Here is an 18,689-nt window from a genome sequence, read left to right on the forward strand (position 1 = left end):
TCACTCCCGGATATCGATGTTCCCCGACATGCCTGCCTCGTAGTGCCCGGGAATGTTGCAGGCGAATTCGAGACGCTCCACGTTGTCGGGAGCGATCCACACGAGTTCGGCGGTTTCACCGGGCGCGATGGTCACGGCAGGCATCTGGCCGCCGTGCTCTCCTTCCGCCATGTCGTGACCGCCGTGTCCCTCATGGCCGTCGCCGTGGCTGCCGTCCATCTCCTGCATCATCTCACGATGCGCCTCCTGGGCCTTGGCATCGCCGATCACGAACTCGTGCTCGATATTACCGGTGTTGGTGATCTCGAAGCGAATGGTCTCGCCCGGCGCCACCTCGAGCCCCTCGGGATCGAACCACATGTCACCCGCCTCGAAGCGAATGGTGCGGTCGATATCGGCCTCGCTTGTCGCTGCGTGGGAAGCATCGTGCTGCCCGGCGGCGAAGGCAGTAGTGGTCGTAAGCCCCAGGACCAGGGCCAGTAGCATCTTGCGCATGAAGGGGACCTCTCATGTCGTATCAGGGGAGACTCGGTTGTACCTCAACAACCTGAAACGAGGCTGAACTCGCCCAGGTGGTTTTTGCTCCATCGAAACACCTTGACCTTGGGGCGACCCATAGGTTGTAGGCTGCTATTTGACACTAGCCCCGCCTTCCTCGATCCCGGAAGACGATCTCTTTGCCAACCGCAAGATGAGGGAAGCACCATGGTCAAGTACAAGCAGGTAATCGCCATCGCCCTGGCCGCCAGCATGGGTGTCGTCACCAGCGGTGCCGCCTCTGCGCAAGGTATGCAACAGGGTCAGGGCATGCAACAAGGCGGCATGATGGGCGGTCAGGGCGGTATGGGCCCCAGCATGATGATGGGCGGCCAGGGCGGCATGGGCCCCGGCATGATGATGGGCGGCCAGGGTGGCATGGGCCCCGGCATGATGATGGGCGGCCAGGGCGGCATGGGGCCCGGCATGATGATGGGTGGCCAGGGCGGCATGGGGCCCGGCATGATGATGGGTGGCCAGGGCGGCATGGGGCCCGGCATGATGATGGGCGGCCAGGGCGACATGATGCCCTGCCCGATGATGGCGAACCTGGGTGCCATGGGCGGCATGGGCGGCATGGGCGGAATCCTCGACGAGGAGCAGCTGAGTTCCCTTCGCGAGATGCGCAGGGAGCACCGTTCCGCCCAGCTCGAACGCATGGGCGAGATGATGAACCTGCGTGACGACATGATGCTGCTGATGCAGGCGGAGCGTCCGGATCCGGAGGAAGTCCAGGCACTCCATGGTCAGATGGCCACCCTCCAGGGCGAGATGATGGCGGACAAGGTGCGCATGCGTAATCGGATGCAGGACCTGCTGAGCGATCAGCAGCGCGAGGAGCTGAAGCAGGGCCCTTCCTCCGGCAACAACCCGCAGTGATACCCGATGCCCGCCGCCTGGCGGCGGGCCCATCTCGGCCATCTCGCCCTGATATTGCGCTGGGTCAAGGTGGTCAACCGCAGGATTGGCACAGAATGACGCAAGGATGACGAGGACATCAGCATGACCGTACCGGCCGGATCACAGCAACGCACACGAGGAGGACGCCTGCTGGCGTTGCTGCTCGCGGTGCTGCTGTCGGTGACCAGCCTGGCCGGCCAAGCGGCCATGGAGAGCTGCGCCGCTGACTGCAGCACGGCAGAGGTCGAGATGTTCGATCACGCCGACCCCGAATGCGCCGGCTGCGCGGCCCTGTCGGCGACGCCCCTCGTCATTCCTGCCACCCCCGACACCCTGGCCGACACCGACGGACCGGCCGCGGTCGAATTCATCGCCCCGCCCCCGCGCGAACCTCCCAGACCCTGACCGTGCACCTATCACCTCGGTGACGCTGGCCATCCGCCTGCCACCGGCTTTACCTGTGCACTTTCGTCAGGAGTCTCGACATGATGAGCACCGACTGCTTCGCCCTCATGGGCTCGATGGGCTGGATCGGCTGGCTGATGCCGCTGGCCTTCATGCTGCTGCTGGGCCTCGGCATCGCCGCCCTCGCCAAATATGTGTTCACGTCCCGTCGTTCCCAGGAGGACCGCTCATGAACCGCTTCGCCCCCACCCTGTTCCTCTCCGCCGCCCTGCTGACCGGCGCCACCACCGCCCAGGCCGCCCTGCCGGCCGAGGCCACGCTCTACAAGAACCCGCAGTGCGGCTGCTGCGATGGCTATGCCGAACATCTCGAGGAGATGGGCATCGCGGTCACCGTCATCGACGACCGGGATCTCGGCCAGATCAAGGAGGCCGCGGGCCTGCCCTACGGACTCGGCTCCTGCCACACCATCGAGATGGGCGAGTACGTGATCGAGGGTCATGTGCCGCTGGCGGCGGTGGAGAAACTGTTCGAGGAGCGGCCGGCCGTCGATGGCATCGGCCTCGCCGGCATGCCCATCGGCACCCCCGGCATGCCCGGCTCCCAGCAGGCGCCCTACGAGGTCTACCAGTTCACCGACCGACAGGAGGCGGCCTTCATGACGCTCTGAGTGCCCATTCCGACCCTCCATCATGCGTTCGCCCCGGCCAGTGCCGGGGCGATTCGTTACCGAGAGATCACCGCTAGCTAGCGGTCGAAGACCACGGTGCGCCTGGCGTGCAGGAAGACGCGGCGTTCCACGTGCAGGGCCACCGCCCGAGAAAGGGTGAGGCACTCGACGTCGCGTCCCTTGGCGACCAGGTCCTCCGGGTAGTCGGCGTGACTCACCGGCTCCACGCCCTGGGTGATGATCGGTCCCTCGTCCAGGTCGTCGTTGATGTAGTGGGCCGTGGCGCCGACCAGCTTGACGCCTTTCTCGTAGGCCTGGTGGTAGGGTCGTGCCCCCTTGAAGCCCGGCAGCAGCGAGTGGTGGATGTTGATCGCTCGCCCGCTGAGCTTCGCGCACATCTCGCTCGAGAGCACCTGCATGTAGCGCGCCAGGATCACCAGCTCGGCGCCGGTCTCCTCGATCACCGACCAGACCTGCGCCTCCTGCTCGGGCTTGGTCTCGGCCGTGATCGGAAAGTGGTGGTAGGCAATCCCGTGCCACGCGGCCAGGTTCTCCAGGTCCGGGTGGTTGGAGACGATGGCGCGGATATCGATGGGCAGCTGGCCGATGCGATAGCGATAGAGCAGGTCGTTGAGGCAGTGATCGGCCTTGGAGACCATGATCACCACCGGCAGCCGCGTGCCGGGGGCAGTGAGCTCGAAGGTCATCTCGAACTCGGCGGCGCGCGCTTCGAACTCGGCCTGGAAGGCCGGCGCATCGAAATCCGCCTCCTCGGGACGAAACTCGGTGCGGATAAAGAAGCGCCCGCTGAGCCGGTCATCGAAGGAGTGCTGTTCGGTGATGTAGCAGCGGCTCTCCTTGAGGAAGCGTGTCACCACGTCCACGGTGCCCAGCCGGCTCGGGCACTGGGCCGCCAGGATCCAGCGATTGTTGTTGTCCTGCATCTCATCTTCTCCCGAAGCGGGGCCGACAGCTGCCGGCCCCGTGGCGATCACTCCTCGACGCCGATGGCGTACTCGGCGCCGGCGTCCAGGATCCAGCGATAGAGATAGTCGGCGAAGCTGCGGCGCAGCACCAGCTCCCAGCGCTCCTCCGTGGGGCGACGCAGGATCAGGTTGGCCTTGGCGAACACCGTGGTCACCCCCTTGCCGACCGGGAAGGCCTCGGGGTGGACGTCGTAGGGCGTCGACTTCATCAAGAGCTCCCTGGCCTTGTCGCCCGTCAGCTCGAGCAGGGTCTGGCCGCCGCTGGCGTTGACGATGGCATAGTTTTTGACAGAGGTATCGCGGGCATCGCCCAGGGCCTCGCGCAACCGCTTCTCCAGGGCGAACTCCTCGCCGCCGGGCACGATCACCAGCCACTCGTCGGGGGAGAGCCACTGGATCGAGCGCTCGCCGCTCTCGTCCAGGGTCAGGGTGTTGGGGCGGCCCGGCAGGCCGACCCCCAGCACCTGGCGCACGGCCTCGTCGAGGACGATGGCGCCGCCGCGCAGGACCAGGTGGCCCGCCATGGCGCGCTCGCGCAGCACCACGCGGCTCTTCTCGCTGACGGCCGGGCGACCGCTGTGGTGGTAGGACCAGGCCAGCGGCGACTCGGCCGGGACCTCCGCCTGGGGCCGGGCATCATAGAGGTTGTACCAGCTCGCGGTTTGCTCAGACATTCTGGCGCTCTCCCTTGGGATCCACAAAGATCGTGCCGACGATTTCCGCGGCGTGGGTCTTGCCGTCTGCCATGGGCAGGTAGACGGTCTCGCCCATGCGCGACTGGCCCCCCTTGACCACGGCGAGGGCGAAGCCGCTGCCCAGCGTCGGGCTGTAGTAGCTGGAGGTCACGTGGCCCACCATGGGCATGGGGATGGCGTGGTCCGGATCGAAGACGATCTGGGCCCCCTCCTCCAGCACCACCTTGGGATCCTTGGGCATGAGGCCCACCAGCTGCTTGCGGTCGGCCCGCCGGGTGTCGGAGCGCGACAGGGCCCGCTTGCCCACCCAGGAGTCGGGCTTGTCGTAGCCGACGGCCCACTGCATGCCGAGGTCCTCCGGGGTCACCGAGCCGTCGGTGTCCTGACCGGCGATGATGAAACCCTTCTCGGCGCGCAGGACATGCATCGTCTCCGTGCCGTAGGGCGTCAGGCCGTACTTCTCGCCGTGCTCGAACAGGGTCTTCCAGACGTGCATGGCGTAGTTGGCCTGGACGTTGATCTCGTAGGCGAGCTCGCCGGTGAAGGAGATGCGGAAGACCCGCGCCGGCACGTCCGCCACCCTGCCCTCGCGCCAGTCCATGAACTTGAAGGCGTCGCGGTCGAGGTCGATGTCGGTGATCTCGCCCAGCAGCTTGCGCGCCTCGGGGCCGGTCACCGTCATGGTTGCCCAGTGGTCGGTCACCGAGGTGAAGGTGACGTCCAGCTCCGGCCACTCGGTCTGATGCCACAGCTCCAGCCACTCCATCACGCCGGCGGCGCCACCGGTGGTGGTGGTCATCAGGAAGTGATTCTCGGCCAGGCAGCTGGTGGTGCCGTCGTCCATCAGCATGCCGTCGTCCTTGCACATCAGCCCGTAGCGGGCGCGGCCGGGCGCCAGCTTGGCCCACTTGTTGGTGTAGATGCGCCCCAGGAACTCGCGGGCATCCGGGCCCTGGATGTCGATCTTGCCGAGAGTCGAGGCGTCGAGGATGCCGACCTTCTCGCGCACCGCCAGGCACTCGCGGGCGACGGCCTCGTCCAGGCTCTCCTTCTTGCCGTTGACGGTCCTCGGGAAGTACCAGGGGCGCTTCCACTGGCCCACCTCCTCGAACTCGGCGCCGTTCTCCACGTGCCACTGGTGCAGGGCGGTATAGCGCTCAGGGTCGAACAGCTCGCGACAGTGGCGGCCGACGATGGCGCCGAAGGTGACCGGGGTGTAGTTGGGGCGGAACACCGTGGTGCCCACCTCGGGGATCGACTTGCCCAGGCAGCGGGCGGCGATGGCCATGCCGTTGATGTTGCCGAGCTTGCCCTGGTCGGTGCCGAAACCCATGGCGGTGTAGCGCTTGACGTGCTCGATGGACTCGAAGCCCTCGCGGGTGGCCAGTTCGATGGCCGCCGCGGTGACGTCATTCTGCAGGTCGACGAACTGCTTGGGCGCGCGCAGGGTCGGCTTCTCGTGGGGCACCTGGTAGAGCGCACAGGCCGTGCCTTCGCGGCGGGCATCGACCTGGGGCAGCGTGATGGCCTCGGCGGACAGGCCGAGAGCGGCCAGTGCCCGGGCGGCCGCGGCGCTGCCATCGGCCAGCCCCTCGGCGAGGTCGTGGAGGCCACGGGCGCTGCCGGCGGCATGCACGCCCTTCACCAGGCTCGGCACGAAGCCGAGGATCTCGTCGTTCCAGGTCGGCCGGGCGCCGGTGTGGGAGGCCAGGTGGATCACCGGGCTGTAGCCGCCGGAGCTGGCGATGGTGTCGCAGGCCAGGGTCTCGGCCTGGCCGGTGACATTGAAGGCCTCGACATCGATGGTGGCGACGCGGGCGGCGCTGACGCGCTTGTCGCCCTTGGCCTCGATCACCGCCGAGCCTTCGATGATGCGGATGCCGCGGGCGCGAGCCTGCTCGACCAGTTCGCCATCCGGGTTGCGGCGGGCGTCGACGATGGCCACCACCTCGCGGCCGGCCTCATCCCAGTCCAGCGCGGCGCGGTAGGCGTGGTCGTTGCTGACGGAGAGCACCAGCTTCTCGCCCGGCACCACCCCGTAGCGGCGGATATAGGTCGAGACGGCGCCGGCCACCAGGTTGCCCGGCACGTCGTTGCCCGCATAGACCAGCGGCCGCTCGTGGGCGCCGGTGGCGAGCAGCACCTGGCCGGCGCGAACGCGATGCATGCGCGACCGCGAGGGACGATAGCCATCGACCGTCGGCGCGCATTCGCCGAGGTGCTCGGTACGCCGCTCGTGCAGGGTCACGAAGTGGTGGTCGTGGTAGCCGTTGGCGGTGGTGCGGGGCAGCAGGGTGACGCTGTCGAGCCCGGCCAGCTCGGTGGCCACCTGCTCGGCCCAGCGGGCGGCGGGCTGATGGTCAAGCAGCTCACGGCTGTCGAGCAGCGAGCCGCCCATCTCCTCCTGCTCGTCGCAGAGGATCACCCGGGCCCCGCCGCGCGCCGCGGTGAGCGCCGCGGCCAGGCCCGCGGGGCCGGCGCCGACCACCAGCAGGTCGCAGTGCTGGTTGAGGTGGTCATAGCTGTCGGGGTCGCGCTCCATGGGACTGCGGCCCAGGCCCGCGCCCTTGCGAATGTATTTCTCGTAGGTCATCCACATGGAGGCCGGGGCCATGAAGGTCTTGTAGTAGAAGCCCGGCGGCATGAAGCGCCCGCCCAGCTTGCCCACCAGGCTCATGACATCGCGCTGGACGTTGGGCCAGCCGTTGGTGCTCTGTGCCGTGAGGCCATCGAACAGCGCCTGCTGGGTGGCGCGCACGTTGGGCACCTGGGCCGCCTCGCTGCTGCCCAGCTGGACCAGCGCATTGGGCTCCTCGGCGCCGGCGGCGACGATGCCCCGGGGCCGAGAGTACTTGAAGCTGCGGTTGACGATGTCCACCCCGTTGGCCAGCAGCGCCGAGGCCAGGGTGTCGCCGGCATGGCCCTGGTAGCGCTTGCCGTTGAAGGTGAAGCTCAGGGTACGCGCGCGGTCGATGCGTCCGCCCTCGCGAAGACGATTCGGCTGTTTCAGCGACTGGCTCATGCCTTGACTCCTTCCTGACGCTCGACCTCTTCCGCCCGGGCGGCTACCGCCTCGGCGGGCTTGCCCTCGGGATGCTCGGCGGTGAAGCGCGGCTGCTCACCTATCCGGTAGGTCTCGAGGATCTCGTAGCTCACGGTGTTGCGGGTGATGTTGAAGAACTTGCGGCAGCCCACGGCGTGCACCCACAGCTCGTGGTGGATGCCGCGCGGGTTGTCGCGGAAGAAGAGGTAGTCGCCCCACTGCTCGTCGGAGCAGGCCTCGGGGTCCTCCGGACGGGCGATATGCGCCTGGCCCTTGGCATGGAACTCCTCTTCCTCGCGATGCTCCTCGCAGTAGGGGCAGTAGATAAGAAACATGGGAGTGCCTCCTTAGTGAGCAACGCCGGCCGCGCCGTGCTCGTCGACGAGAGCCCCGGTGTGGAAACGGTCGATGGAGAACGGGGCCGCGATCGGGTGGGCCTGGTTCTTGGCCAGGGTCCAGGCGAAGACGTGGCCCGAGCCCGGGGTGGCCTTGAAGCCGCCGGTGCCCCAGCCGCAGTTGAAGAAGAGCCCCTTCACCGGCGTGGCGGAGAGGATCGGGCAGGCGTCCGGGCAGGTGTCGACGATGCCGCCCCACTGCCGGTTCATGCGCACCCGCGAGAAGATAGGGAACATCTCGACGATGGCCTGCAGGGTGTGCTCCACGGTGGGGTAGCTGCCGCGCTGGCCGTAGCCGTTGTAGCCGTCGATGCCGGCACCGATCACCAGGTCGCCCTTGTCGGTCTGGCTGATGTAGCCGTGCACGTGGTTGGACATCACCACGGTATCCAGCACCGGCTTGAGCGGCTCGGAGACCAGCGCCTGCAGCGGGTGGGACTCCAGCGGCAGCCGGAAGCCGGCCATCTTCGCCAGCACCCCGGAGTTGCCGGCCGCCACGCAGCCCACGGTCTTGGCCTCGATGTCGCCGCGGTTGGTGTGCACCCCGTAGACCCGGCCGTCGCGGATCTTGAAGCCGGTGACCTCGGTGTTCTGCAGGATGTCCACGCCCAGCGCATCGGCCGCCCGGGCGAAACCCCAGGCCACGGCGTCGTGGCGCGCCACGCCGGCCCGCGGCTGCCAGGAGGCGCCGAGGATCGGATAGCGGGCGTTCTTCGAGCAGTCCATGATCGGCACGATCTCCTGGATCTCCTCGGGGGTGAGCACCACGCTGTCGATGCCGTTGAGGCGGTTGGCGTTGACCCGGCGCTGGACGTCACGCATGTCCTGCAGGGTGTGGGCCAGGTTCATCACGCCACGCTGAGAGAACATGACGTTGTAGTTGAGGTCCTGAGAGAGCCCCTCCCACAGCTTCATGGAGTGCTCGTAGAGCGCCGCCGCCTCGTCCCACAGATAGTTGGAGCGCACGATCGTCGTATTGCGGGCGGTGTTGCCGCCGCCCAGCCAGCCCTTCTCCACCACGGCCACATTGGTGATGCCGTGCTCCTTGGCCAGGTAGTAGGCGGTGGCCAGGCCGTGGCCGCCGCCGCCGACGATGATCACGTCGTACTGCTTCTTCGGCGTGGGGTTGCGCCACTGGCGCTCCCAGTTCTCGTGGTGGCTGAGCGCGTGCTTGGCCAGCCCGAAGCCTGAATAGCGTTGCATCTTCTTCCTCCTCGGCCGGCCCCGCGCGGCGGGGCCGATCCTGTTCGGGTTCAGGCGGTAGCGGCTTCACGTACCGCGGCCGGAGCGGCGTCGCCGTAGACCGGATGGCGCTCGCAGAGGGCGGCGACCTTCTCACGCACCTCGTCCTCGACCGCCCCCGTGCTGCGGCGCTCGGCCAGGACATCGAGGATGTCGCAGATCCAGCCGGCCAGCTCGCTGCACTCGGCCTCGTCGAACCCGCGGGAGGTCACCGCCGGGGTGCCGATGCGCAGGCCGGAGGTGACGAACGGGCTCTGGGGGTCATTGGGCACGGCGTTCTTGTTGACGGTGATATGGGCGCGGCCGAGTGCCGCGTCGGCATCCTTGCCGGTGACGCCCTGCTTGATCAGCGAGACCAGGAAGAGGTGGTCGTCGGTGCCGCCGGAGACGACGTCATAGCCGCGCTCCAGAAAGACCCCGGCCATGGCGCGGGCGTTGTCGACCACACGCCGCTGGTACTGCACAAACTCCTGGCTCATGGCCTCCTTGAAGGCCACCGCCTTGGCGGCGATGACGTGCATCAGCGGGCCGCCCTGCTGGCCCGGGAAGACCGCACCGTTGAGCTTCTTGTAGAGATCCGCGTCGCCGGCGGCGGAGAGGATCAGGCCGCCGCGCGGGCCGCGCAGGGTCTTGTGGGTGGTGGTGGTCACCACGTGGGCGTGGGGAATCGGGCTCGGGTAGTGGCCGGCGGCGACCAGGCCCGCCACGTGGGCCATGTCGACCATCAGCCAGGCGCCCACCTCGTCGGCGATGGCGCGGAAACGCCGCCAGTCCACCACCCGGGCATAGGCCGAGAAGCCGGCGATGATCATCTTCGGCTTGTGGCTGCGCGCCAGGCGCTCGACCTCCTCGTAGTCGATCTCGCCGGTCTCCGGGTTCAGGCCGTACTGCACGGCGTGGTAGTGCTTGCCGGAGAAGTTGGGCGCCGCGCCGTGGGTCAGGTGACCGCCGTGGGCCAGGCTCATGCCCAGCACGGTATCGCCGGGCTTGACCAGGGCCATGAAGGCCGCGGCATTGGCCTGGGCGCCGGAGTGCGGCTGGACGTTGGCGTAGTCGGCGCCGAACAGGTCGCAGGCGCGATCGATGGCCAGTTGCTCGACCACGTCGACGTGCTCGCAGCCGCCGTAGTAGCGCTTGCCCGGGTAGCCCTCGGCGTACTTGTTGGTCAGCTGGGTGCCCTGGGCCTCCATCACGGCCCGGCTGGCGTAGTTCTCCGAGGCGATCAGCTCGACGTGGGCCTCCTGGCGGACCACCTCGTCGGCGATGGCGGCGGCGATCTGAGAATCGAAGGCGGCGAGACCTACCTGGTTCATGACTCACTCCTGTTGTTATCGGTGGCGGGCAGGGTGTTACTCGAATCTATCGGCAACCTGCCGGCGGAGAAAATTTGAAATCCTTATGCGTGGATAACCGCCACGCAGCGCGTCCGGCGTACGCATCGATTAAAGACGACGGCGAGGGGAAGGGATTGAACAGATGCGACAGGATTCCTGAACGCCAGGAACACTGATCGCCGCTCGAAGAGCGGGAAGCGCCGGGCTGCCACATGCTGGCGGCAAGCGCGAGGAGACGCGGACCCTGGGCTGTAGCCGAGTTCTCAGAGAGAAGGCCGGCCCTCGACATGCAGGAAGAAGGGGTCGACCCGGTCGCTGCCGGGCTCGCCGGCACGCTTGCGCATCTCCGACGGGGTCATGTCGAAGGCGCTGCGGAACTGGCGCGAGAAGTGGGCCGTATCGGCGAAACCGCAGCGCTCGCCGATCTCGGTGATGCTCTTGCCCGTGTAGTGCAGCAGCCAGAGGCCATAGCGCAGGCGCAGATCACGGGCGAACTTCTGCGGCCCGACCCCCAGGATCTCGCGGAAGCGGCGCTCCAGATGCCTTCGGGAGGTGCCCACCCGCTCGGCCAGCGCATCCATGGAGATGGCCTCGCCCAGGTGCTGCTCGAGCACGGCGATGGCACGGCGCACCAGGCGATCCTCGATCTTGCCGAACACCACCGGCTGCGGCTGGGGATGGGTGCCGACGCGTGCCTCGTCGAGCAGCATGATGTTGAGGCTCTTCATGGCCCACGCCTTGCCCAGGTGGCGCTCGACCAGATAGGCGGCCAGGTCCGCCGCCGCCGCCCCGCCGGCACAGGTGAGCCGGTCCCCGTCGTCGATGAACAGGCGATCGGCCACCGGCTCGATGGCGGGAAAACGCTGCATCATGTCGCGGTGGTGGTACCAGCTGACGCAGCAGCGCCGCCCCTTCATCAACCCTGCCTGGATCAGGGCAAAGACGCCGGTGCACAGGCCCACCAGCGGCACGCCCGCCTCGGCCGCCTGGCGCAGGTAGGCCAGAGCATTGGAATCCTGCCGCTCCTTCTGCGCCTGCACGCCACCGATCACCACGATGTAGTCGAACTCGCCGGGATCACGGAACGACAGGCAGGGCGAGATGGCGGCACCGCAGCTGGAGAGGGCCTCCTGCCCGGCGCTGGTCATGAAGGTCCAGTGGCAGCGCAGTTGGCGGCTGCGATCCCCCTCGTCGGCGGCCAGCCGCAGGCAATCGACGAAGGCGGCGAAGGGCAGCAGGGTGAAGCGGTGCAGCAGGACGAAGCCGACCGATAGTGGCTCTCCCTGGCGAAGGAGGCCCGTCGTGGTGCCTGGCGTCATGGCAAGCAGATCTCCAATCATGGACTCGATCCAAGGCTCCAGCGTATCCCGCCCTCCACGCCAGCACCACATGCAGCAGAATCGGCCACATCCAACTTGCCGCTGACCTCGTACCCGCAAATCAAGGAGGCCACGCCCGTGATGCTGCGGCCGCGGCAAGGGCAGTCTTCAGAAGGCTATCCTGTTCCTGGTTTGGCATGCCCTGTCAGGCTGCCGACTTTGGGTTCTTCAAGGGATTTTCCGCACGCGATACGCGCCAATTTGTATACTCAATGCTCACATCAGACATCGACATGGCGTAACGATGACCAATATCCCCACCGACCTGCTGAGGACCTTCGTCACGATCAAGGACCTGGGTGGCTTCACCAGCGCCGGTGAGCTGCTGGGCCGGTCTCAGCCCGCCATCAGCCTTCAGGTGAAGAAGCTGGAGGAACTTCTTGATACAAAGATATTTCTCAGGGGATCAAGCCTGGAGCTCACCGAGGACGGGGAGTACCTTTACGAAGCGGCACGGCGAATACTGGAGATCAATGACCAGATCATCGCCAAGGTAAGGGGCGACAATATTTCCGGGAAGGTTCGCCTCGGCATCCCCAACGACTTCGAACTGGCCTTCCTGCCCAGGGCACTGAGAAAGCTGTCGAAGGTCTACCCCAATATCATCGTCGAGGTGGACTGCGAGATCAGCAAGGTGATACTCCAGCGCTACCAGAAGGGGCATTACGACATCGCCCTGGCCATGGAACGGGCCAAGGAGAACGAGGACAGGGATTCTCGGGACTACCGGCTGGAAGGCCTCGAGTGGGTCTACAAGGAAGGCCACCTGGCCAGCTGCGATGATGAGCCGATCCCCTTGATCGCCTATCCGCAGGGGTGCGTCTATCGCTCGATCATGGAGGAGGCGCTGCAGGCCCAGCAGCACCCCTATCGCTTCATGTACACCAGCACCAGCCTGCTCGGCATCTTCTCCGCCGTGGAGGAGGGACTCGGCATCACCGCCATGGCCAGCTCCGTCATACCGGACCATCTCAGGCATGCCGAAAGCACGGCCACCCTTCCCGCCCTGGAGCGCGTCTGCATCGGCCTCTACTACAAGGAGCCCGAGCTCAACGTGGCCTCGCGCCACGTGCTGGACTTCCTGAGATCCGGAATTGCCAACCTGTGAGCGGCGGCCCGTCTCGACGCCCCGGGTGACATCGACATGCGCAACGCAAGAAGGCCTGCCGGTCGGGGTGATGACCGGCAGGCCAGGGGCCTTCAGGGTGCACGCGCCGTCGCGTCATTCTCGAGCGTGACCCTGACGGGTGACGGGTCAGGGCCGTCAGGTGCCTGAAACGCTGGGTTTCAGGTTGTCACCGGAGACCGCCTGGACCGCCCCCTCGCTGTCGACCTTGAGCTTCACGTTGGGGTCGGGGTCATTGACCACCTTCTCGAGTTCCCTGGTCGCCTGGTCCCGGCTGAGCAGGCGGCGAATGGTATTCACGATCATCAGCAGGATCACGATGGAGAACGGGAAGGCGCCGATGATGGTGCCGGTCTGGACCGTATCGACCACTCCGCTCCCGCCGAGGGTCAGCAGCACCGTGGCCACGGCGCCGATGCTGAGTACCAGCACCACCCGGAACCAGGCACCCGCCCGCTTGGGTGCCGAGACGAAGTCCGCCAGGGCGTAGGTGCCGGCATCCAGGGAAGTCACGTAGTAGGTGGCCACCAGCACCGTCGCGACCACCAGCAGCAGGCTGCCCACCACCGGGATGGATTCCAGCATCGCGAAGAGGCCGCTGGCGACATCCGCGTTCACCGCATCGGTGATGCCTCGCCCGCTCTTGTCGTCGTAGTAGATGGCCGCGGAGCCCAGCACGCCGATCCACAGCATGACGATCAGGGAAGGAATGATGGTGACGCCGATGACGAATTCACGCAGCGTGCGCCCCCGGGAGATACGGGCGATGAAGCCGGCCACGAAGGGCGAGAAGGCGATCACCCAGCACCAGATGAACACCGTCCACCAGCCGTTCCAGCTCTGCTGCCAGGAGGTCAGCGGCTCGGCCGTGCTCGGCGCATCCGTCCAGAAGCTCATCGGCACGAAGTTGGCGAAGTAAGAGCCGAAGGTCTGGGTGATGTTGGAGATGATGAACAGCGTGGGTCCGAAAATGAAGGCCGCCACTACCAGCACGACGCTCAGGATAGAGTTCGTCTCGCTGATCAGGCGCATCCCCTTGCTGATCCCGAAGAAGGCCGAGATCGCCGCCGCGGTACCGAGGCCCACGATGACAAACAGCCAGATGGTGGGTCCCGAGGTGACGCCGGTGAAGGACGTGAGACCCGCGGTAAACTGCATGGCGGCAAAGGCGAAGGAGGTGGAGAGCCCCAGGATGGTGGCCATGATCGCCAGCAGTTCCACCACCACGCCGGCACCGCCTCGCGCCCAGCGCGGCAGCAGGTCCACCGTCGCCTCGCGGAAGGTCAGGGTCTTGCCCAGGTTATGGTGCGAATAGGCGAGGCAAACCGCGACGACACAGTACATGGCCCAGGCGGTGAAGCCCCAGTGGAAATAGGCCCAGACGATGCCACCGCCCGCCACGTTGCCTTCCATCGCCTCGAAGACCGGGCTCGCATCGCGCAGCATGATCGGCTCGGCCACCGACCAGAAGATCAGGCCGATGCCCTGACCGCAGGCAAAGAGCATCGAGTACCAGGCGAAGTTGCTGTATTCGGGTTTCGCCTTGGGGCCACCCAGCCTGACCCGGTTACCCACCTTGCTGAACACCAGCCAGCCGCAGACCGCCACGGCGAACAGCGAATAGAGGATGAACAGCCAGGTGAAGCCCCCCGTGACGTAGGTTCTCAGGTCGAAGATGACCGAGGCGACGCCATCGGGATTGCGAAGCACCATCGCGATCAGCGCAATGATGGCGATGGGCGGGGCAAACTGGATGACCAGCCGGCCGATGGGAGGCAGGTCTCGCCCCGTGAATCGTGGGACCGTTACCGGTTCTTTCTTAGGCATCTTGATACCTCACTATTATTGTACTTGGCATCGTCCCTGACATCTCAGGCCCCGAGAGCCTCTCGGGGCACATGGCCAGTGACTCAGTTCAAGTGCGATACGATTCCCGATATGCACTCTTCCAGGATCATCTCCCCCTTTTCGGCCGTGGCCTTGATGGGAGACGAGAGGGTGCCGGACGTCGCCACCCAGCTCGGGTCGGGAGGAAAGACATCGTAGGGCGGGAAGCTCGCGGGCTCGACGTCGACGGCCTTGGACATGTCGACGAGCTCGGGATGAATCTTCAGCATGATCGAGGTTTCCAGCACCCCGCCATGCTCGACGGCCCAGCCGGTGAAGCCGTCCGGGAATACCTTTTCAACGGTCTCGTCACTGATGAAGTCCCAGTAGGAAAGCAGGTAGATCCTGATCGAGATCCCTTCCGACTGGCACTTGTTGACCAGCCTGTCGGCGGCCTCGCAGAGGTGCATGGAATTCTCGAAGTGCCCGTTGATCAGAATGAATTCGCGATTGCCATGATTGACATAGGCCTGCAGCACATCAAAGACGTAGTTCTCCAGCGAGGCACCCGATACACAGGTCGTTCCCGGGAAGAAGTTCCCGCCGCCGGACTTCACCTGTGACTTGTACCCATAGCTGATAGGTGGCGCGACAAGCATATTGTTACCGCGAGCCGCCACCTGTTCGCCGACATGACTGGGAATCAGCACATCCGGATTTAGCGACATATGAGGGCCGTGCTGCTCGATGGCACCGACCGGAAGGATGATCTTGCACCTGCCCTCTTCCGTACGCTCCTTGTAGGTCATCCAGTCCAGGTTCTCTATCTTGACATTGCTCATTTCGGCTTCCCCAAGCACCAAAAGGGGAGCCCGGCTCCCCTTTTTATTTGATCGATTACTTGATGATATTGTGCTCCGGACCGTACGGGAAGCCGGTGATATTCTCGGCCCCGTGCTCGTTGACCACCAGGATATCGTGCTCGCGGTAGCCACCGGCGCCGGGGCGACCTTCCGGCACCATGATCATCGGTTCCATGGAGACCACCATGTTCGGCTCAAGCACGGTCTCGATGTCCTCGCGCAGCTCGAGCCCGGCCTCGCGGCCATAGTAGTGGCTCAGGGTGCCGAAGGAGTGGCCGTAGCCGAAGGTGCGGTACTGGAGCAGGTCATGCCTGGCAAAGATCTCGTTGAGCTCGTGGGCGATGTCGCAGCAGCGTACCCCGGGCTTGATCAGCTCCTGGCCGCGACGGTGGACCTCGCAGTTGGCCTGCCAGAGGCGCAGGTGCTCGTCGGAGGCGTACTCGCAGAACAGGGTGCGTTCCAGGGCGGTATAGTAGCCCGAGATCATCGGGAAGGTGTTGAGGCTGAGGATATCGCCCGGCTGCACGCGGCGGCTGGTCACCGGGTTGTGGGCGCCGTCGGTGTTGATGCCGGACTGGAACCACACCCAGGTATCCATCAGCTCGCTGTGCGGGTAGGTCTTGGCGATCTCGCGCACCATGGCGGCCTGACCGGCCAGTGACACCTCGTACTCCGGCACCCCAACCGAGATGGCGTCGCGCACGGCCACGCCGCCCACGTCGGCGATACGGGCCCCCTGGCGAATCAGCGCGATCTCCTCGGCGGACTTGATCATGCGCATCTTCATGGTCGGCACGCCGATATCGACCAGTTCCACGTCGCCCAGGGCAGCCAGCAGCTTCTGCTGGTTCTGCAGGGTCAGGTGGTCGAACTCGACGCCGACGCGACGGCGGCCCTCGCAGAGCTGCTTGACGGCCTTGAAGAAGTTGTCCTTCTGCCAGTCGGTGTAGACGATGTTGTCGCCCAGGCGATTGCGGCGGTAGGGCTGCCCGCCGTCGATGTTGGCGGTCACGGTGGTGAAGCGATCCTGGGTGACGACCAGCCCATAGTCACGGCCGAACTTGCAGTAGACGAAATCGCTGAAGTAGTTGATGTTGTGGTAGGAGGTCAGCACCACCGCATCGATATCCTGCTGCGCCATGTCGTCACGCAGGCGCGCCAGCCGGCCCTGCATTTCGCTGTCCGAGAAGGTCGGTACCACCTTTTCGCCATTGGGAATCTCGATCAGTGACGGCAGTTGCATCTTGTTGTCTCCTCACTTCATTCAAGGGAATCGCTGTTCCAGCTGGGCGGAAGCCGCCTTGATCCGCGCCGGTGCATCGCCCTCATCGGTCCGGTGAACCGCGCTCTTTTCTGCTGGTGTGAATGAATATGGCCAGCGGCATTTCCCGGCACCAATGACTAGTGCAAATGCGCCCATTGGTGCAGAAAATGTCTCTTCAATTCATTGGCTTGCGCAAGAATTACGCGAGATGCCAGCAAGACGAGCCAGCACGTCCTCGCTCTTTCAGGCAGCCTCCGATCCGTTTGACGCCTTGGGGTGGGGTAGCCAGGCCTGGGCGCTGTCTCGAAGGCACCGGCCCGCGTCCCATGAGCCTGGCGAGTGCCAGACGCACAAGCCGTCGAACCACCGGCGCCATGAACGCTCATTTCCAGCGGAGCGACGGATCGTGAGAGGAAGAGGGAAAGGGAGAGGAAGAGAAATCAGGTCGCCAGGCGAGTAGCCTCAGGCCCCGGCGGCGCCGAGGAGCAGGTGCCGATCCCCGCGATACCGGCGGAGAACAGCATCGAGAACCAGGCGAAGTTGCTGAACTCGGGCCGGCAATCCCGTCGGGCCGCCCATGGGGCGGCCGATCTCTCACAATTCTGGAAGCGAAAGCTAGCGACGTATGCCGATGGTGCGCCCGGCGAGTTCCGGCCAGGCATCTGGCGCGGCATGGGGCAACGCCGCGATGATGGTGGCCACGGTCTCCGGAAAGGGCGCGGGGCGCCCGGCCTCGCTGCTGATGCCCATCAGCATCTGCTCGCTGGTGGCGAGCAGGTTGCCTTCCTCGTCGAGCAGCTCGAAGAAGGCGTGCAGCCGCTTGGCATCTCGATCCAGCAGGGTCAGGGCCACGCGCAGCGGCTGACGCTCGTGGGCCTCGCGGCGATAGCAGAGGTGGGTCTCCAGGGTGTAGATCGTGACGCCGTGCCGCTGGCGGCCGGCGGCGTCCAGGCCGATATGGTCCATCAGCGCCTCCACGCCCAGGGAGAAGACCCGGGCGTACTCGGCGTCGTTCATGTGGCCGTTGTAGTCGACCCACTCAGGGGCGACGCGACTCTCCAGGATCACCATCAGATGCGTCCCTCCAGGCCCTCGGCCTCGGGCCAGTACTTCTGCACCAGGTCGAGCAGCTCCACCAGGAAGTCGTCGCGGCGGCGGTCGAGCTCGGCCACCGGGCGGCCGGCGGCCTGGTGCTCACAGCCCTCGACCACGCGGTCTATCAGGGTGTCGGTGAGCTCGGGGGCCTCGAGCTTGGTCCAGGGCAGCTTCAGCGCCGGGCCGAACTGCTCGAGCATATGGCGCATGCCCTGCTCACCACCGGCCAGGTGGAAGGTGAGGAAGGTGCCCATCAGCGACCAGCGCAGCCCGCAGCCATAGACCACGGCGGCGTCGATCTCCTCGGTGGTGGCCACGCCGTCGTTGACCAGGTGCAGCGCCTCGCGCCACAGCGCCTCCATCAGGCGGTCGGCGATATGCCCCTCGATCTCGCGGCGCACCACCAGCGGGCGCATGGCCAGTTCCTGGTAGAGCGCCTGGGCCTGCTCGATATGCGCGGGCTCGGTGGCCGCGCCGCCGACGAGCTCGACCAGCGGCAGCAGGTAGACCGGGTTGAAGGGGTGGGCGACGATCACCCGCCCCGGCGCCCGGGTACAGTCCTGCTGCAGGTCGCTGGGCTTGAAGCCGGACGTCGACGAGCCGATGACCACCTGCTCTTCCGCCGCGGCATCGATGGCGGCGAGGATCTCCTGCTTGAGGGGCAGGCGCTCCGGCACGTTCTCCTGGATCAGGTCGGCGCCGGCTACGGCCTCCTCGAGACGGTCCACGAAGGTGAGCCGCTCGGGGCTGGCGCCCTCCGCCAGGCCCAACCTTTCGAGAGACCCCCAGGCGTTGTCGACGAAGGCGCGGGTGCGGACGGGGGCCTCGGGGTCGGGGTCGAAGGCCACCACGTCCCAGCCGCGGGCCAGGGCGCGGGCGATCCAGCCGTTGCCGATCACCCCGGTGCCGATCACGGCGAGTCGCTGGC

At 66.2% G+C, this 18,689-nt stretch carries 18 protein-coding genes; 5 read left to right on the forward strand and 13 right to left on the reverse strand.

The genetic code is table 11. The features are described 5' to 3' along the window. The gene (locus tag SCI24_RS07915) at positions 1-495 is read right to left on the reverse strand and encodes a plastocyanin/azurin family copper-binding protein (protein ID WP_318724879.1); all 495 of its coding nucleotides are present in this window, start codon (positions 493-495) and stop codon (positions 1-3) included. 210 nt (positions 496-705) lie between these two features. On the opposite strand from SCI24_RS07915, the gene SCI24_RS07920 reads away from it, so the two are divergent. From SCI24_RS07920 to SCI24_RS07935, 4 genes are all read left to right on the forward strand, one after another. Then, complete coding sequence (locus SCI24_RS07920; RefSeq protein ID WP_318724880.1) at positions 706-1,416, forward strand: hypothetical protein; 711 nt, start codon at positions 706-708, stop codon at positions 1,414-1,416. A gap of 123 nt (positions 1,417-1,539) precedes the next feature. Continuing rightward, the gene (locus SCI24_RS07925; protein ID WP_318724881.1) at positions 1,540-1,842 is read left to right on the forward strand and encodes a hypothetical protein; all 303 of its coding nucleotides are present in this window, start codon (positions 1,540-1,542) and stop codon (positions 1,840-1,842) included. Between the two features lie 80 nt (positions 1,843-1,922). Beyond that, positions 1,923-2,075 (forward strand): hypothetical protein, encoded by a 153-nt coding sequence (locus SCI24_RS07930; protein ID WP_166644568.1) that lies wholly within the window; start codon positions 1,923-1,925, stop codon positions 2,073-2,075. Further along, positions 2,072-2,512, forward strand: coding sequence for a DUF411 domain-containing protein (locus tag SCI24_RS07935; RefSeq protein WP_318724882.1), 441 nt, complete (start codon positions 2,072-2,074; stop codon positions 2,510-2,512). Before SCI24_RS07930 ends, SCI24_RS07935 begins: the two co-directional genes overlap by 4 nt. Positions 2,513-2,589: 77 nt before the next feature. Here the strand turns inward: SCI24_RS07935 and purU are convergent, their stop codons facing one another. The 7 genes from purU to SCI24_RS07970 all read right to left on the reverse strand — a co-directional run bounded on the left by purU (position 2,590) and on the right by SCI24_RS07970 (position 11,526). Then, positions 2,590-3,456, reverse strand: a complete 867-nt coding sequence (purU, locus tag SCI24_RS07940) for a formyltetrahydrofolate deformylase (protein WP_318724883.1) — start codon at positions 3,454-3,456, stop codon at positions 2,590-2,592. Between the two features lie 47 nt (positions 3,457-3,503). Beyond that, on the reverse strand, positions 3,504-4,172 hold the full coding sequence (locus SCI24_RS07945) for a sarcosine oxidase subunit gamma (RefSeq protein ID WP_318724884.1): 669 nt from the start codon (positions 4,170-4,172) through the stop codon (positions 3,504-3,506). Next, on the reverse strand, positions 4,165-7,215 hold the full coding sequence (locus SCI24_RS07950) for a sarcosine oxidase subunit alpha family protein (RefSeq protein WP_318724885.1): 3,051 nt from the start codon (positions 7,213-7,215) through the stop codon (positions 4,165-4,167). Before SCI24_RS07950 ends, SCI24_RS07945 begins: the two co-directional genes overlap by 8 nt. Next, positions 7,212-7,571 carry a sarcosine oxidase subunit delta gene (locus tag SCI24_RS07955; protein ID WP_318724886.1) on the reverse strand — a complete coding sequence of 120 codons (360 nt, stop codon included), beginning with the start codon at positions 7,569-7,571 and terminating at the stop codon, positions 7,212-7,214. Before SCI24_RS07955 ends, SCI24_RS07950 begins: the two co-directional genes overlap by 4 nt. 12 nt (positions 7,572-7,583) lie before the next feature. Next, entirely contained in the window at positions 7,584-8,834 is a 1,251-nt protein-coding gene (locus SCI24_RS07960; RefSeq protein ID WP_106229566.1) for a sarcosine oxidase subunit beta family protein, read from the reverse strand. Positions 8,835-8,884: 50 nt separating this feature from the next. Further along, positions 8,885-10,186: a serine hydroxymethyltransferase gene (glyA, locus tag SCI24_RS07965; RefSeq protein WP_318724887.1), complete on the reverse strand. Its 1,302-nt coding sequence runs from the start codon at positions 10,184-10,186 to the stop codon at positions 8,885-8,887. Positions 10,187-10,470: 284 nt separating this feature from the next. Then, on the reverse strand, positions 10,471-11,526 hold the full coding sequence (locus tag SCI24_RS07970; RefSeq protein WP_318724888.1) for a GlxA family transcriptional regulator: 1,056 nt from the start codon (positions 11,524-11,526) through the stop codon (positions 10,471-10,473). A 304-nt stretch (positions 11,527-11,830) separates the two neighbouring features. Here SCI24_RS07970 and SCI24_RS07975 point away from each other — a divergent pair, with 304 nt between their 5' ends. Then, positions 11,831-12,694 carry a LysR family transcriptional regulator gene (locus SCI24_RS07975; protein WP_318724889.1) on the forward strand — a complete coding sequence of 288 codons (864 nt, stop codon included), beginning with the start codon at positions 11,831-11,833 and terminating at the stop codon, positions 12,692-12,694. A 156-nt stretch (positions 12,695-12,850) separates the two neighbouring features. Here SCI24_RS07975 and SCI24_RS07980 read toward each other — a convergent pair whose 3' ends face one another. From SCI24_RS07980 to SCI24_RS08000, 5 genes are all read right to left on the reverse strand, one after another. After that, positions 12,851-14,539, reverse strand: coding sequence for a BCCT family transporter (locus SCI24_RS07980; protein WP_318724890.1), 1,689 nt, complete (start codon positions 14,537-14,539; stop codon positions 12,851-12,853). Between the two features lie 83 nt (positions 14,540-14,622). Next, complete coding sequence (locus SCI24_RS07985; protein ID WP_318724891.1) at positions 14,623-15,381, reverse strand: creatininase; 759 nt, start codon at positions 15,379-15,381, stop codon at positions 14,623-14,625. Between the two features lie 55 nt (positions 15,382-15,436). After that, positions 15,437-16,645, reverse strand: coding sequence for a M24 family metallopeptidase (locus tag SCI24_RS07990; RefSeq protein ID WP_318724892.1), 1,209 nt, complete (start codon positions 16,643-16,645; stop codon positions 15,437-15,439). Positions 16,646-17,281: 636 nt separating this feature from the next. Next, a complete protein-coding gene (locus SCI24_RS07995; protein ID WP_318724893.1) occupies positions 17,282-17,737 on the reverse strand; it encodes a thioesterase family protein in 456 nt (151 codons plus the stop codon). Beyond that, positions 17,737-18,689: L-carnitine dehydrogenase (locus SCI24_RS08000; protein WP_318724894.1), on the reverse strand; the 953-nt coding region annotated here is incomplete at its 5' end. The genes SCI24_RS07995 and SCI24_RS08000, both read right to left, overlap by 1 nt.

Source organism: Halomonas sp., assembly GCF_033549285.1.
GTDB lineage: Bacteria > Pseudomonadota > Gammaproteobacteria > Pseudomonadales > Halomonadaceae > Halomonas.

Coding starts and splice junctions, on each gene's coding strand:
- SCI24_RS07915 (WP_318724879.1), bottom strand. CDS start 495: ATGCGCAAGATGCTACTGGCCCTGGTCCTGGGGCTTACGACCACTACT.
- SCI24_RS07955 (WP_318724886.1), bottom strand. CDS start 7,571: ATGTTTCTTATCTACTGCCCCTACTGCGAGGAGCATCGCGAGGAAGAG.
- SCI24_RS07960 (WP_106229566.1), bottom strand. CDS start 8,834: ATGCAACGCTATTCAGGCTTCGGGCTGGCCAAGCACGCGCTCAGCCAC.
- SCI24_RS07925 (WP_318724881.1), top strand. CDS start 1,540: ATGACCGTACCGGCCGGATCACAGCAACGCACACGAGGAGGACGCCTG.
- purU (WP_318724883.1), bottom strand. CDS start 3,456: ATGCAGGACAACAACAATCGCTGGATCCTGGCGGCCCAGTGCCCGAGC.
- glyA (WP_318724887.1), bottom strand. CDS start 10,186: ATGAACCAGGTAGGTCTCGCCGCCTTCGATTCTCAGATCGCCGCCGCC.
- SCI24_RS07970 (WP_318724888.1), bottom strand. CDS start 11,526: ATGACGCCAGGCACCACGACGGGCCTCCTTCGCCAGGGAGAGCCACTA.
- SCI24_RS07920 (WP_318724880.1), top strand. CDS start 706: ATGGTCAAGTACAAGCAGGTAATCGCCATCGCCCTGGCCGCCAGCATG.
- SCI24_RS07980 (WP_318724890.1), bottom strand. CDS start 14,539: ATGCCTAAGAAAGAACCGGTAACGGTCCCACGATTCACGGGGCGAGAC.
- SCI24_RS07985 (WP_318724891.1), bottom strand. CDS start 15,381: ATGAGCAATGTCAAGATAGAGAACCTGGACTGGATGACCTACAAGGAG.
- SCI24_RS07950 (WP_318724885.1), bottom strand. CDS start 7,215: ATGAGCCAGTCGCTGAAACAGCCGAATCGTCTTCGCGAGGGCGGACGC.
- SCI24_RS07930 (WP_166644568.1), top strand. CDS start 1,923: ATGATGAGCACCGACTGCTTCGCCCTCATGGGCTCGATGGGCTGGATC.
- SCI24_RS07990 (WP_318724892.1), bottom strand. CDS start 16,645: ATGCAACTGCCGTCACTGATCGAGATTCCCAATGGCGAAAAGGTGGTA.
- SCI24_RS07975 (WP_318724889.1), top strand. CDS start 11,831: ATGACCAATATCCCCACCGACCTGCTGAGGACCTTCGTCACGATCAAG.
- SCI24_RS07995 (WP_318724893.1), bottom strand. CDS start 17,737: ATGGTGATCCTGGAGAGTCGCGTCGCCCCTGAGTGGGTCGACTACAAC.
- SCI24_RS07935 (WP_318724882.1), top strand. CDS start 2,072: ATGAACCGCTTCGCCCCCACCCTGTTCCTCTCCGCCGCCCTGCTGACC.
- SCI24_RS07945 (WP_318724884.1), bottom strand. CDS start 4,172: ATGTCTGAGCAAACCGCGAGCTGGTACAACCTCTATGATGCCCGGCCC.